A 13012-nucleotide genomic window follows, 5' to 3' on the forward strand; every position below is an offset into this window, starting at 1 on the left:
CGCACGGAATGGCGGCGGATCGCAGGCCGGCGGCAGTGAGTGGGCGCCGCGCGCCGTGTAACACCGTGACATGTTTTCCACCGCGAAAAGCGCCGGTGGTCCTCCTATAGTTCGGTCCGTTGCCGCGCCGCACAGTGCGGCCTGAACCGAACCGAACCGAACCTGAAGGACCTGACATGAGCTCACGCTTTCCCCGACTGCTTGGCGCCGCTACCGGCGCGTTGATCGTGCTGGCCAGCACCCCGGCCTTTGCGGGCTGGGGCGGCCACGGCACGGCCTACACGCCGCATGGCACCTACAACGGTGCGCACTACGGTTACTGCGGCGGCGGCAGCTGCTCGCATGCCGGCGGCGTGGTCGGCCCTTACGGTGGACTGGCTACCAACACCGGCACCGTGACCCGTAACGCTCCCGGCCAGTTTTCGAACAGCGGCACTGCAACTGGCCCGAACGGGCGCTCGGTGCAGCATGACGGCAATACGAGCTGCACTGGCGGCACTTGTTCGCACACCGGCAACCTGACCGGCCCGGACGGGCAGACTGCCAGCACATCAGGCAGCGTGACGCGCGAGGGCGCCGGCCAGTACTCCTCGTCCGGCACGGTGACCGGTGCGAACGGCAACACCGTCAGCCATGCCGCATCGACCAACTGCGCGGGTTCGAGCTGCGCACGTTCGGGCACTGTCACCGGCGCGGATGGCGGCACCGGCACGCATTCGGGCAGTGCGACCCGCGTGGCGCCGGGCGTCGTGACCACGGGTGGCGGCAGCACCGTCGTCCATGGCAGCACGGTCGTTGCCAGCGGCACGGTGACCACAGGAACTGTGACGACTGGCGGAGCCGTCGTAACGGTGGCCACGCCGCCGGTGGTCGTCACGCCGCCGCCTCCGCCGCCTCCGCCTTCGGCCGCCGTCTATATCCCGCCCCCGCCGCCGGCCACGGTCTATGTCCCGCCGCCGCCGCCAAAGGTCGTCGTCGCGACGGCACCGCTGCCAATGGTGGTGGTCAGGCCCGCGCCGGTGCCGCGTGCCGTCTACGTCGTGCCGCGAGTGGTCTACGTGGCGCGCCCGCCGCGTGCCGCCGTGATGGTGCCTGGCCACTGGGCCGCCGGTGTATGGGTGCCTGCGCACCTCACATGAGTCCGACTCGTTCGAAACCCAATCTCAATGCCTTGCCGGCGTGTGCCGGCTACCCCACGGAGAACATCATGAAGAAGATGATTGCAGTGCTCGCCTTGTGTATTGTTTCAGCAGGCGCCCTGGCGCAAAGTGCGGAGATGCCCGCAGCGGGCGGCCCGCGCGTCGAGCGCGCGGTGCAGCAACTGCAGGCGCGTTTCGCCAGTGCCAACACCACGCATGATGGCAAGCTGACCCGCGAACAGGCCGCGGCCGGCATGCCGATGGTGGCGAAGCATTTCGACGAGATCGACGCGCAGCGCAACGGCTCCATTACGCTGCCGCAGATCGAGGCGTTCATGACGCAGGAAATGATGTCGCGCAGAGGTGGTTGAGACCACAACGATGCCGGAGGCTCGCGATGGAGCAGGTGAACAGGATTATCGTGCTCGACGACGAAGCCGAGCTGCGCAATATGCTGCAACGGTTCCTGACGGGCCATGGCTTCCGCGTGCGTGCGGTGGCCGATGGCAAGCAGCTCGACCGCCACCTGCAGCGCGAGCCCCATGACCTGCTGGTGCTGGACCTGATGATGGAACCTGAAGACGGCCTCACCATCTGCCGCCGCCTGCGTGCCGAAGGGCATACGCTGCCGATCCTGATGCTGACCGCGAAGGGCGACCCGATGGACCGCGTCGCCGGTCTGGAAACCGGTGCCGACGACTACCTGGCCAAGCCCTTTGTCCCGGACGAACTGGTGGCGCGCATCCGTGCGCTGCTGCGTCGCCAGAAGATGGCCGCGGGCGATCCCACCGTCACCACGCAGACACTGCGCTTTGGTGACTTCACCTTCGATGTCGGCAAGCAGACTCTCACGCGCAGCGGCGAGCCCGTGGAAGTCCATTCCGCTCAGATGCTGCTGCTGCATGCGCTCGGTTCGTCGCCCAATCGCGCCGTGAGCCGCGACAACCTGCTCGCGCGGGCACGCGGGCGCGACCATGACGCGCTCGACCGCAGCATCGACGTGCAGATCCTGCGCCTGCGCCAGATCGTCGAGGACGATCCGTCCAAGCCGCGCTTCATCAAGACCGTTTGGGGAATCGGTTACATGCTGGTGGCCGGCGTCGAATCGTGATGCGGATCGGGCTGCCGCGTTCGCTGCTGGCGCGCAATATCGCGCTGCTGCTCGCGCTGGTGGCGCTCACGCAGGCGTGTTCGCTCACCGTGCTGCTGCATTACGTGCAGCGTCCGCGCCTCGAGCGTGCGGCCATCATCTTTGCGGACTATGTGAAGATGCTCGACGGCGTTCTCGGTGCCATGCCCGCCGGTACGAGCGGTGCCGTGGTCCAGCGGTTAGGCGCACAGTTGGAGGATCCCGACCACGCTACGCCGCAGGCCGACCCCAACCCGCTGCAGCTCTTCCGCACTTACCAGCGCGACGTGTTCCTCGAAGCGCTGCGGCGCCACCTGCCATCCGACATGCCCGTGCGCTGGCAGTCCGGCGACGAAGAGCGGCTATGGATCCGCCTGCACGTCGCCGATACCGCGCGCTGGGTCGCCATGCCGATGACCGAGGATGCGCGTGCGGGCGGCATCACCACGGCGTTGATCTTGTCGACAGCGCTCGCCTTGCTGGCCGCTCTGACCGGCTACCTGATCCAGCTTCACCTGAACCGTCCGTTGCGGGACCTCGCAGACGCCGCGCGCCAGATCTGCGCGGGCGATTCGCCGCCGCCGCTGCCGACCAACGGCCCTACGGAGATCGCCCAGGTCAGCAGCGCTTTCAACCAGATGACGCAGGCGCTGCAGCAGGCCGAGCAGACGCGCGCGCTGATGCTCGCAGGCGTCTCGCACGACATCCGCACGCCGCTGACCAAGCTGCGCCTGGCGATGGCCATGTCGATCCCGCGCGGCGCCGACGATGCGTTCGTGGCGTCCGCGGAAGGCTATCTCGATCACATCGAGACCATCCTGCAGCAGTTCATGGACTATGCGGGCAGCGGCGAGAAGGAGCAGCCGCATCCCGGCGACATCAATGCGCTCGTCGGCCAGCTTGCGTCGGACTTCGCGGGGCTCGGCCATGAGTTCGATCTGTCCCTCGGCGATCTGCCTCCGGTTCCGTTCCGCCCGGTCAGCCTGCTCCGCCTGCTGATGAACCTGATGCAGAACGCCGTCGTCTACGGCAAGACGGGCCTGGCCGTGCGCACGTGGCGCGATGGCGAGCGCGCGTGCATTGCCGTGGGCGATCGCGGCACGGGCATGGCGGCGGCCGAGCTCGAACAGCTCAAAGCGCCGTTCAGCCGCGGCCCGAATGCGCGAACGCATTCGGGCGGCACGGGCCTGGGTCTCGCGATCGTCGATCGCATCGCGCGCCTGCATGGCGGCTCGCTGCAGTTCCGCGCGCGCGAGGGCGGCGGCCTGGAGGCCGTGGTATCGCTGCCGCTCCACGCGCAAGGCGTGCAGCACATCTGAGCACCTGAGAACGCCAGGGCCTCGCGCCGTGACATCGCGCGAAATATTTGATGCATGGCGATTCGGGCGGGCACTTCCCATACTTTGGTCACCGCGACGCCACTCACCGCAACCCCACGTAGTGACAGCGTTTCCGATCACTGAATGGCCATTGCCGCCGATTAAAGGATTCGACATGCAAACCACCTTCCAAGCCATCGCCCTGAACACCAAGCGCCTCGCAATCGCTGCCGTGGCCACTGCGGCCATGCTGAGCGCCGGTTGCGCCAGCGCGTCCGTCACCGGCATCCAGCAGACCGGCCTGATGCAACCCGTGCACGCGGACGTCATCTATGTCCGCGCATTCGGTGCCGAGGCTGGACAGGTGAAGCTCGACAGCGGTTTCGCGCAGAAGCTGAAGACGCTGGGCTCCGGTGGCTCGGCAGCCAGCGCGCAGTCCGGCACTGCCGCCGAAGCGCGCACGCAGGTTGCCGACGTGATCGTGCGCCAGTTGCAGGCCAGGGGGCTGCACGCCGTGCGTGCCGATGGTCCGGTGCCCGCCGGCGCCAACGCGCTGCTCGTCGATGGCGACTTCAGCAAGATCGATGAAGGCTCCAGCCGCCGGCGCCTGCTGATCGGCCTCGGTGCGGGCAAGAGCGAAGTCGGTGCCTCGGTGCGGATCTCGTACAAGCCCGCCAACGGTGCAGCGGTGGCGCTGCAGAACTTTGTCGCCACGGCCGACAGTGGCCATGTTCCCGGCGTTGCCGAGACGGCAGGCGTAGGCGCCGCCGCGGGCCACATTGCAATGGCCGCTGCGGCGGGCACGGGCGTGCATGGGGTGTCTGAAGCGAAGCGCGACAGCTTGTATGCCGATGCCACCCGGCTTGCCGATTCGATCGCCATGCAGGTGATGGCGGCGAGCACGGAAGAGGGATGGTTGTCGGCATCGGCCGCGATCTGAGCGTCGTCGGAGTGCTCGCCGCAGCGCTGTCCTGTTACATGCTTGTTGCCGCACTTATAGGTGTCCGGACGCATATGCGGCGATTTGTGACTAAGCTGGTAGTTACTGCTTGTTTGCTCCGGCAGTTCCGTTTTCCGTACGCAAGGAGATCACCATGAAGACAAAAAAAGCGCTGCCCGCGCTGTTGCTGATCGCTGGCGTCCTCACAGCTTCCGCCAGCTTTGCCCAAGGCAAGGGAAAGCACAAGGAGGCCGCACCTGCGGCTCCGGCCCCTGCCTCGTCGCCCTACATGCAGGTTGAGGAATGGAAGAAGGGCGATCGCCTGCCCACTGAATTCCGCGACCGTCAGTATGTGATCGACAACTGGAAGCAATACAGCCTGCCGGCGCCGCGCAAGGGCACGCACTGGGTCGGTGTGGGGGCGCAGTACTACCTGGTTGCGCCGAATGGCGTGATCCAGCAGGTGGGTGCCGGGACCTGAGGCCGATCGCCGCAAACTTCATCCCTCCTGCAACAAAGAAGCCGCCCGCGGGCGGCTCTTTTTGCTACCGGCGTTCAGATGCCGAGGATCTTCTTTGCCTCCTGAAGCGACTTCATGGATTCGTCATGCTTGCCGGCCTTGTGGTACGCCTCGCCTTCGGCGCGCAGTTTCTGCACGCGTGCGGCGTCTTCCGGCGACAGCGCCGGATTGGTCGACAGCTTGGCGTCGATGGCCTTCATCTCGTTGGGGCAGTTATGGGCCAGTGCCAGGCCGCTGATGCTGGTCAGCAGCACGGCCGCGAGGATCGATAGAGTCTTGCGCACATTCCCTCCCGCTTTATGAGGTTGGGAAATCCAGCATAGTCCATGCGCAATGCCGGCGCCTGTCGCAGTGCGGCGCTGTGCCGGCGGGTGCCCCGGCAGGCATTCCGGTGTTATGTTGGAGGCCGCTGGCCGTTCTCGTCCCGACCGATCTGATCTCGCATGGAATCCTCTGCCGAGCACTATTCCCTGGCCCTGGTGTGTGCCGCCATCCTGACGGTGACGGCGGTTGCCATCCACTACGAAGCGCTGCGGCTGTTCTGGGCGTTGCACCCCAAGCGCTGGAGCGGCCGCATGAACCTCGGCGTGCTGATCGTCTGCATCATCCTGGTCCATTGCCTGGAGGCCATGGTCTTCGCGTTCGGCTTCTGGCTGTCCGACCACGGCCTGGGCCTCGGCGGACTCGCTGGCAGCCGCGAGATAACGCCGGTGGTCTACGTCTACTTCGCGCTGGAAACCTACACCACCCAGAGCCTCGGCGATATCTACCCGATAGGTGCCAGCCGCCTGATCGCCAGTATCGAGCCGCTGGTCGGCCTGATCCTGATCGGCTGGTCGACCTCGTTCACTTACGTCATGATGCGGCGCGACTGGCAGATCGATGAAGTGCAGGAGGCGGAAAAGCGGTCGGGCAAATAGTGGTGCCAAGAGCGGTCACCCCGTCCAACAAAACAACCGTTTCATGGTTATCCATAATGGAACGAATGTTTCCTGGCCCCTAGCATTCCCTTACCCGGATTCCTCAATCCCAAGGAGCCACCATGAACGTCGTGAAAGCCACCTTCCTGTGCCTGGCCCTGGCGGCCAGCCTGCCCGCCGGCCTGGCCCATGCCGTCGACGTCGCAGCCAGCCCCACACTCAGCAAGATCAAATCCTCCGGCACCATCTCCATCGGCCACCGTACCTCTTCGATCCCGTTCTCCTATTACGACAGCAACCAGAAGGTGATCGGCTTCTCGCAGGACCTCTGCGACCGTGTGGTGAACGAGGTGAAGAAGCAGACCAACCAACCCAACCTGCAGGTCCGCATGGTGCCGGTCACCTCGCAGAACCGCATTTCACTGGTGCAGAACGGCACGGTCGACCTCGAATGCGGCGTCACCACGAACCTGAAGTCGCGTCAGCAGCAGGTGGCGTTTTCCACCACGTTCTTCGTCGCGGGTACGCGGCTGCTGGTGAAGAAGGGCAGCCCGGTGCACGACTTCTCCGACCTGTCCGGCAAGGCGGTGGTCACGAACGCCGGTACGACATCCGAGCGCATCCTGCGGCGCCTGAACGACGAGAAGAAGGCCAACATCACGATCCAGAGCGCCAAGGACTATGGCGAATCATTCCTGATCCTGCAGTCGGGCCGCGTGGCGGCGTTCATGATGGATGACGTGCTGCTGTCGGGCGCGCGCACTTTGGCGCCGAACCCGGCCGAGTGGGTGGTGGTCGGCACGCCGCAGTCGTTCGAGGCCTACGGCTTCATGCTGCGCAAGGACGATCCCGGCTTCAAGCAGCTTGTGGACGGCGTCCTGACCGGCCTGATGAAGAGCGGTGAGATCAACACGCTCTATGACAAGTGGTTCCTCAAGCCGGTGCCGCCCAAGAACATCAACTTCGAGTTCCCGATGAGCGAGCCCGTGAAGAAGGCCTACGCCAATCCGAACGACGAGGCTTTCGAATAAGCCTGGCAACTAACTGCGGCTCGCCGGCACGTAAGCGCCGGCGCGGTGCAGTTCGCCTTCAGCCAGTTCCAGCGCGCGGATCGCGCCCTTGCCCTTGCGCGCCAGCAATTGCTCGACCAGCGCTTCGACCGTGGCGATGCCGGCCGTGATCGACGGGAAGAACGACGGGCTTTCCACCGAGAACAGCAGCGTGCAGTCGGCAGCCAGCGCGATCGGCGCGACCGAACTGTCGGTCAGCGCCACGACCTTGCAGCCGGCTTCGCGCGCGGCGCTGGCCACGCGGATGATCTCCTGCGAGTACGGCGCGAAGCTGATCACCATCACGACATCGCGTGGGGTGAACGCACGCAGCTCCATCTCGAGCGTGCCGGCGTCGCCACGCACGAGCTGCACGGTGCTGCGGAACAGCCGGTAGACATAGTGGAAGGTAAAGGCGATCGGGAAGCACGAGCGGAACCCCGCCACGTGCACGCACGCCGCGCCGGACATCAGGTCGGCGGCGGCCTGCAGCGCATTCTCATTGCCCGCGCCGATCTGGTCGAGGTTGTTGTGCTGCGCTTCCAGCATCTCGCCGAGCATGCGGCTCGTGCCGCCGTCGCGCACCACCTTGCGCGCACGGCGCGCATACGGCTGCGAACTGCCGCGCAGCGCGTCGACGAACAGCTCGCGCAGACCCTGCCAGCCTTCGAAGCCCATGTGCTGCGAAAGTCGCACCAACGTAGCCGGCTGCACCCCCGCACTGGCAGCGATCTTGCGCATGGACAGCACCGGCACGTCCTGCGGATGGTCCAGCAGGTAACGCGCGCCGCTCTGGAACTGCAGGCTTAGTGTCGGAAAGCTCGCGCGCAGCCGGGCCTGCAGTGCATCCAGGTCTTCGGGCGGGGTGATGCTGTCGGACGACATTGGTACTCCGGATTGGGGTTGTAACGATTGTTGCACAGCTGCAGCGCCTCGGCATTACCGGGCCGTTGTCGCAGCCATGTCCTGCGGCGGACGGCGGGACGCTGTATCGGCTGCGTGCAAATGAAGCATCCGATTCCTGTGTTGCAATCAATGAAACATATGTTGCAAATTGGACAGCCTTCTTCTTATACTTGCCATAACCGTGCTGCGGCGCTCGCTGTATATCGACCACCGGGACTAGAACGTGTAAGTCCACGGCGCGCCGCCCGGCTCCGCTTCGACGCTTCGAATTCTTGACTCTCCATTTCGCAGGACCGATCGCCATGACCCATGTCTTTCATCGCAACCCGCGCCAAACCTTGCCCGTCGCGGTCGCCGGCAGCGGCGTCGAACTGGTCGACAGCGAGGGGCGCCGCTACCTCGACGCTTCGGGCGGCGCGGCGGTGTCGTCGCTGGGCCATGGCCATCCGCGCGTGATCGCGGCGATCAAGGCGCAGCTCGACACCATCGCGTATGCGCATACCTCGTTCTTCACCACCGAGGTCTCCGAAACGCTCGCGCAAACGCTGGCGCAGGCCGCGCCCGGCGATCTGGAACATGTCTACTTCGTCTCGGGCGGCTCCGAGGCGGTCGAGGCCGCGCTCAAGCTCGCGCGCCAGTATTTCGTCGAGCTGGGGCAGGGCAGCCGCCGCCATTTCATCGCGCGGCGCCAGAGTTATCACGGCAATACACTCGGCGCGCTGGCCATTGGCGGCAACGCATGGCGGCGTGAACCATTCCTGCCGCTGCTAGTGCCCGCGCACCATGTGTCGCCGTGCTATGCCTACCGCGACCAGGTGGCCGGCGAGACCGACGCGCAATATGCGCAACGGCTCGCTGACGAACTGGAGGCCAAGATCCAGGAACTCGGGGCCGAGAACGTCGCGGCCTTCGTTGCGGAGACCGTGGTCGGCGCCACCGCCGGCGCCGTGCCGCCGGTGGGCGACTACCTGAAGCGCATTCGCGCTGTCTGCGACAAGTACGGCGTGCTGCTGATCCTGGACGAGGTCATGTCCGGCATGGGCCGCACCGGATATCTGTTTGCCTGCGAAGAAGATGGCGTGGTGCCCGATATCGTCACCATTGCCAAGGGCCTTGGCGGTGGCTACCAGCCGATCGGCGCGATGATCTCCACGCGCCGGATCTACGACACCATCGTCGCCGGCAGCGGCTTCTTCCAGCATGGCCACACCTATATCGGCCACGCCACGGCATGCGCCGCCGCGCTGGCCGTGCAGCGCACGATCGCCGAAGACAACCTGCTGGCCAATGTGCGACAGCGCGGCGAGCAGTTGCGCGCGCGTTTGCGCGAATCGCTGGGCAACCATCCGAACCTTGGCGATATCCGCGGCCGCGGCCTGTTTGTCGGCGTCGAGTTCGTCGCCGACCGCGACAGCAAGGCGACGCTGGACCCGAAGCTGAAAACCCATGCCAGGCTGAAGAGCACCGCCATGCAGCACGGCCTGCTGGTCTACCCGATGGGCGGCACCGTGGACGGCGTGCATGGTGACCACGTGCTGTTCGCCCCGCCATTCATCTGCACGGCGCAGGACATCGACAAGATCGTGGAGCGCTTCACGGCTGCGGTCGCCGCGGTGTTGCCCGCCTAGCGACACAACAGTGCGGCGTGCCGTTATTTGTCACGATTGTGATCATTGGGGTACATGACCGGCCTGTCTTGTAGCCGCAACGCCGCACGGTCCACATAGTAATTTCTTTGACCCATACAATTCGGTGTCTTACACTTCGCGCCAGAGCCGCCGGAAATAGGTCGGCCGCCACATAAATAAGCTTCGGAGCGCGAGCATGGGACATAGAAGCCCTGCAGTGCGACACGACAGCAGGGTCAAGCTTGTAACGCTGTCGTTTCGGGTCATTGGGGAAGGTGGGTCTGCCGGCATGCCATGCCGGTGCGCGCGCTTGCGCAGCGCCAGGCAGGCGCGTGGGTTCACGCTGATCGAAGTGATGATCACCGTGGCCATTATCGGCATCATGGCGGCCATCGCCATTCCGTCCTATACGCGGTACGTGTTGCGCTCGAACCGGGCGGCAGCCGAGGCGTTCATGCTCGAAGTCTCGGGCGCGCAAGAGCGATATCTGCTCGACAACCGCGCCTACGCGTCCAGCATGGCTACGCTCGGGTACACCACCGTGCCATCGAGCGTCGCGACCAACTATACCGTCACCACCGCGCTCGTTGCGGGTCCACCCCCTGCATACAACATCGTCGCAACGCCCGTCGGCTCGCAGCTCAGCGGCGATACGTCCTGCGGCACGCTGACCCTGACCAGTGCCGGCGTCAAGTCAGCGTCGGGCAGCGGTTCCAACTGCTGGAACTGAACATGGCTGCCTTCGGCTCGTCTCCCTTGCCTCAAGCCAGTCGCGGCGGATTCACGCTTGTCGAGATGATTGCCGTCGTGACGATTCTGGCGATCATCACGTTCGCGGCAGCGCCTTCGTTTTCGTCCATGATCGCCATGCAGCGCGTACGAGGTGCCGCGCTGGACCTGAGTTCATCGCTGCTGCTGGCACGCAGCGAGGCGGTCAAGCGCAATGCGAACGTCAGCATGTCGACTACTGGTGCCGCCTGGACGGCGGGCTGGACCGTTTCGGTAGGTGCTGAAACGGTTCGCAGCTTCGGGCCGTACCAGGGGCTGGCCATTGCCGCGAGCGGCGGCAATGCGCTGAGCGTCGGCAACGACGGCCGCCTCGCCGGTGGCACGCTGACCTTCCAGGTTGCGCCTTCCAGCGGCGCGACCAGTGCCTCGACCGTGTGCGTCCAGATCAGTCCGACCGGCCGCGTCGCATCCTCGACCGGAGTCTGCTCATGAGGCGTCATCAGGCAAGGGCGCGCGTGGGTCGCCTGGTCGTCGCCCAGAAGGGGTTTCTGCTGATCGAGGTGCTGGTGGCGGTCGTCATCCTGCTGGTGGCCCTCATGGGCACAGCGGGGCTGGTCGCGCGTTCCAGCCAGTCTGAAATGGAGTCCTACCAGCGGGTACAGGCCATTGCGCTGCTGCAGGACATGGCCACGCGACTCAATGCGAATCGGCAGATTGCCACGTGCTATTCGAACGGCGCCACAGGAATGAGCCTGGGCACCGGCGCTGCAGCGCCTGCGGCATGTACGCAGGGCTCCGCAGCACAACAGGCGATGGCGACGGCCGATCTCCAGGCCTGGAACGCCGCACTGCTCGGCAGTGGGGAAGTCCGTCAGAGTGCGAGCGGCGCGCAGGCGGTGGGCGCCATGATCGGCGCGCGCGGCTGCATCGAGAACGTCGATGTGGTCAACCAGATCTATCGGGTCACGGTGACCTGGCAGGGGCTTACCCAGACGGTCGCGCCGTCACTGCCTTGCGGGCAGAACCAGTATGGCAATGACGCCTACCGGCGCGCCATCAGCACGCAAGTCCGGATCGGGGTGCTGTCATGATGGCGGGGCACCGAAGCATCCTGCGCCGCCAGCGCGGCGTCTCGCTGGTCGAGCTGATGATCGGCATCACGCTGGGCCTGTTGCTGCTGACGGCGCTTGCGAGCCTCTACTACGCCAACAGCATGTCGCGGTCCGAGCTCATCAAGTCGAGCGAGCAGATCGAGAATGGCCGCTATGCGCTGGACCTGATCCGGCGTGATGCGGAGCTGGCGGGCTTCTTTGGTGCGGGCGGCATCGCGAAGGGCGCCACGCCGACCAATCCCCAGCCTGTGCCATGCGCGACGTCGCCCGCGGCGCTCGGCTTTTCCACATCGCCGTCCATCACGCTGCCGCTGGCCGTGACAGGGTTCGCGCCGGGTACGGTCCTGCCATGCCTGCCGGATGTCACTGCAGGATCGGAGATCGTCGTGATGCGCCGCGTTGCCACGGTGACCTCGGCCGCGCCTGCGGCGGGCGTGCCGTACCTGCAGGTATCGTCCTGCCCCGACGACAGCGTGTCCTTTGTCTTCGACGCCAGCGCCCCGGCGTTCACCATGCGGACCAAGGCGTGCGATCCGACCGTACCCGCGCCGTTGCGGCAAGCGGTGGTGCGCATCTTCTACCTGTCCGCGTGCGATTTGTGCAGCAATGGCGGCGACGGCATTCCGACGCTCAAGATGGCGGAGCTCGTGAACGGCGCCTTCCAGAGCCAGTCGCTGGCGCAGGGCATCCAGGATATGCACGTGATCTACGGCATGGATCTCGACAACAACGGCTCCGCGGATTGCTATGTGGACGATCCGGGCGCCAACAATGCGGCGGCCTGCACCAGTGTCCCCGGCTACGACTGGAGCGTCCCGCTGACCAACTGGTCGAACGTCACGACGATGCGCGTGAGCGTGCTGGCGCGAACGCTGCAGCAGTCCATGGGCCAGGTCGACAACCGCACCTATGACCTGGGCCGCGCCACGGCCAGCGGTCCCTTCAATGACGGCTACAAGCGCCACGTCTACTCGACGGTTGCGCGGCTGGTCAATGTGGCCGGCACACGGGAGTAAGCAGTGGAACGAATTCGCCGCGGCCAGTCTGGGGTGACGCTGATCGTCACGCTGATCTTCCTGGCCATGTTCATGCTGATGGCGCTGACGATCGTCAATTCGGGCCTGGTCAACGTCAAGGTAGCCGCGAACCAGCAGCACACCGTGGAAGCACGCGATGCGGCCCAGCAGGCCGTTGAACAGGTGATCAGTCAGGACTTCACTTCGGCACCGGCGTCCGCCGCGGTGGCGCTGCCGGTGGACCTGAACGCGGATGGCAAGACGGACTACACGGCCCAGGTTGCGGTGCCGGCCTGCACCTCGGCGCTGCCGATCAAGAACACGCAGCTGGATCTTAACGATGCGAACGATGTCTCGTGCTTCGTCGGCAGTGGCAGCCAGAACACCGGCATCCTCACGGGGTCGAACAGCGCCGCCGGCAGTTCACTGTGCGAATCCACGCAGTGGGACGTTGCATCGACCGTGACCGACGCGGCCGCGACCAATACCGCCGTGACGGTGCATCAAGGCATCGGTGTGCGCGTCCCCGCGCCAGCGGTATGTCCCTGACAGACGCCATGCATCGACTTGGCCGGCGAGATTGCTCCAGGGCAATCTCCAGACCT

At 65.6% G+C, this 13012-nt stretch carries 16 protein-coding genes; 14 read left to right on the plus strand and 2 right to left on the minus strand.

Features of this window, described 5'->3' with window-relative positions; all coding sequences use genetic code 11:
- Nucleotides 1–176: 176 nt before the first annotated feature.
- The 6 genes from ACIGJG_RS01975 to ACIGJG_RS02000 all read left to right on the plus strand — a co-directional run bounded on the left by ACIGJG_RS01975 (nt 177) and on the right by ACIGJG_RS02000 (nt 5008).
- Nucleotides 177–1139 carry a hypothetical protein gene (locus tag ACIGJG_RS01975; RefSeq protein ID WP_483672691.1) on the plus strand — a complete coding sequence of 321 codons (963 nt, stop codon included), beginning with the start codon at nt 177–179 and terminating at the stop codon, nt 1137–1139.
- Between the two features lie 68 nt (nt 1140–1207).
- Nucleotides 1208–1510, plus strand: coding sequence for an EF-hand domain-containing protein (locus ACIGJG_RS01980; protein WP_041679462.1), 303 nt, complete (start codon nt 1208–1210; stop codon nt 1508–1510).
- Between the two features lie 26 nt (nt 1511–1536).
- Complete coding sequence (locus ACIGJG_RS01985; RefSeq protein WP_483672692.1) at nt 1537–2250, plus strand: response regulator; 714 nt, start codon at nt 1537–1539, stop codon at nt 2248–2250.
- Entirely contained in the window at nt 2250–3587 is a 1338-nt protein-coding gene (locus ACIGJG_RS01990) for an ATP-binding protein (RefSeq protein WP_220631636.1), read from the plus strand. Before ACIGJG_RS01985 ends, ACIGJG_RS01990 begins: the two co-directional genes overlap by 1 nt.
- Nucleotides 3588–3762: 175 nt before the next feature.
- Nucleotides 3763–4527: a DUF4410 domain-containing protein gene (locus ACIGJG_RS01995; RefSeq protein ID WP_011296582.1), complete on the plus strand. Its 765-nt coding sequence runs from the start codon at nt 3763–3765 to the stop codon at nt 4525–4527.
- A 154-nt stretch (nt 4528–4681) separates the two neighbouring features.
- Nucleotides 4682–5008, plus strand: coding sequence for an RcnB family protein (locus ACIGJG_RS02000; RefSeq protein WP_011296583.1), 327 nt, complete (start codon nt 4682–4684; stop codon nt 5006–5008).
- 74 nt (nt 5009–5082) lie between these two features.
- On the opposite strand, the gene ACIGJG_RS02005 is transcribed toward ACIGJG_RS02000, so the two are convergent.
- Nucleotides 5083–5331 (minus strand): hypothetical protein, encoded by a 249-nt coding sequence (locus tag ACIGJG_RS02005; protein WP_011296584.1) that lies wholly within the window; start codon nt 5329–5331, stop codon nt 5083–5085.
- A 159-nt stretch (nt 5332–5490) separates the two neighbouring features.
- On the opposite strand from ACIGJG_RS02005, the gene ACIGJG_RS02010 reads away from it, so the two are divergent.
- Complete coding sequence (locus tag ACIGJG_RS02010) at nt 5491–5967, plus strand: ion channel (RefSeq protein ID WP_011296585.1); 477 nt, start codon at nt 5491–5493, stop codon at nt 5965–5967.
- 122 nt (nt 5968–6089) lie between these two features.
- Entirely contained in the window at nt 6090–6998 is a 909-nt protein-coding gene (locus ACIGJG_RS02015; protein ID WP_011296586.1) for a glutamate/aspartate ABC transporter substrate-binding protein, read from the plus strand.
- A gap of 9 nt (nt 6999–7007) precedes the next feature.
- Here the strand turns inward: ACIGJG_RS02015 and ACIGJG_RS02020 are convergent, their stop codons facing one another.
- Nucleotides 7008–7901 (minus strand): MurR/RpiR family transcriptional regulator, encoded by an 894-nt coding sequence (locus ACIGJG_RS02020; protein ID WP_011296587.1) that lies wholly within the window; start codon nt 7899–7901, stop codon nt 7008–7010.
- 323 nt (nt 7902–8224) lie between these two features.
- On the opposite strand from ACIGJG_RS02020, the gene ACIGJG_RS02025 reads away from it, so the two are divergent.
- The 6 genes from ACIGJG_RS02025 (at nt 8225) to ACIGJG_RS02050 (ending at nt 12956) form a co-directional block, all read left to right on the plus strand.
- Nucleotides 8225–9550, plus strand: coding sequence for an aspartate aminotransferase family protein (locus ACIGJG_RS02025; protein WP_011296588.1), 1326 nt, complete (start codon nt 8225–8227; stop codon nt 9548–9550).
- A gap of 289 nt (nt 9551–9839) precedes the next feature.
- Nucleotides 9840–10280 carry a type IV pilin protein gene (locus ACIGJG_RS02030; RefSeq protein WP_011296589.1) on the plus strand — a complete coding sequence of 147 codons (441 nt, stop codon included), beginning with the start codon at nt 9840–9842 and terminating at the stop codon, nt 10278–10280.
- A 2-nt stretch (nt 10281–10282) separates the two neighbouring features.
- Nucleotides 10283–10771: a GspH/FimT family pseudopilin gene (locus ACIGJG_RS02035; protein ID WP_011296590.1), complete on the plus strand. Its 489-nt coding sequence runs from the start codon at nt 10283–10285 to the stop codon at nt 10769–10771.
- Entirely contained in the window at nt 10768–11370 is a 603-nt protein-coding gene (gene pilV / locus ACIGJG_RS02040; RefSeq protein ID WP_011296591.1) for a type IV pilus modification protein PilV, read from the plus strand. The genes ACIGJG_RS02035 and pilV overlap by 4 nt, the downstream gene beginning before the upstream one ends.
- Nucleotides 11370–12407: a PilW family protein gene (locus ACIGJG_RS02045; RefSeq protein WP_041679804.1), complete on the plus strand. Its 1038-nt coding sequence runs from the start codon at nt 11370–11372 to the stop codon at nt 12405–12407. The genes pilV and ACIGJG_RS02045 overlap by 1 nt, the downstream gene beginning before the upstream one ends.
- Nucleotides 12408–12410: 3 nt before the next feature.
- Nucleotides 12411–12956 carry a pilus assembly PilX N-terminal domain-containing protein gene (locus ACIGJG_RS02050; RefSeq protein ID WP_220631266.1) on the plus strand — a complete coding sequence of 182 codons (546 nt, stop codon included), beginning with the start codon at nt 12411–12413 and terminating at the stop codon, nt 12954–12956.
- Nucleotides 12957–13012 lie beyond the last annotated feature (56 nt).

The organism is Cupriavidus sp. C1SS-2L (assembly GCF_057073735.1).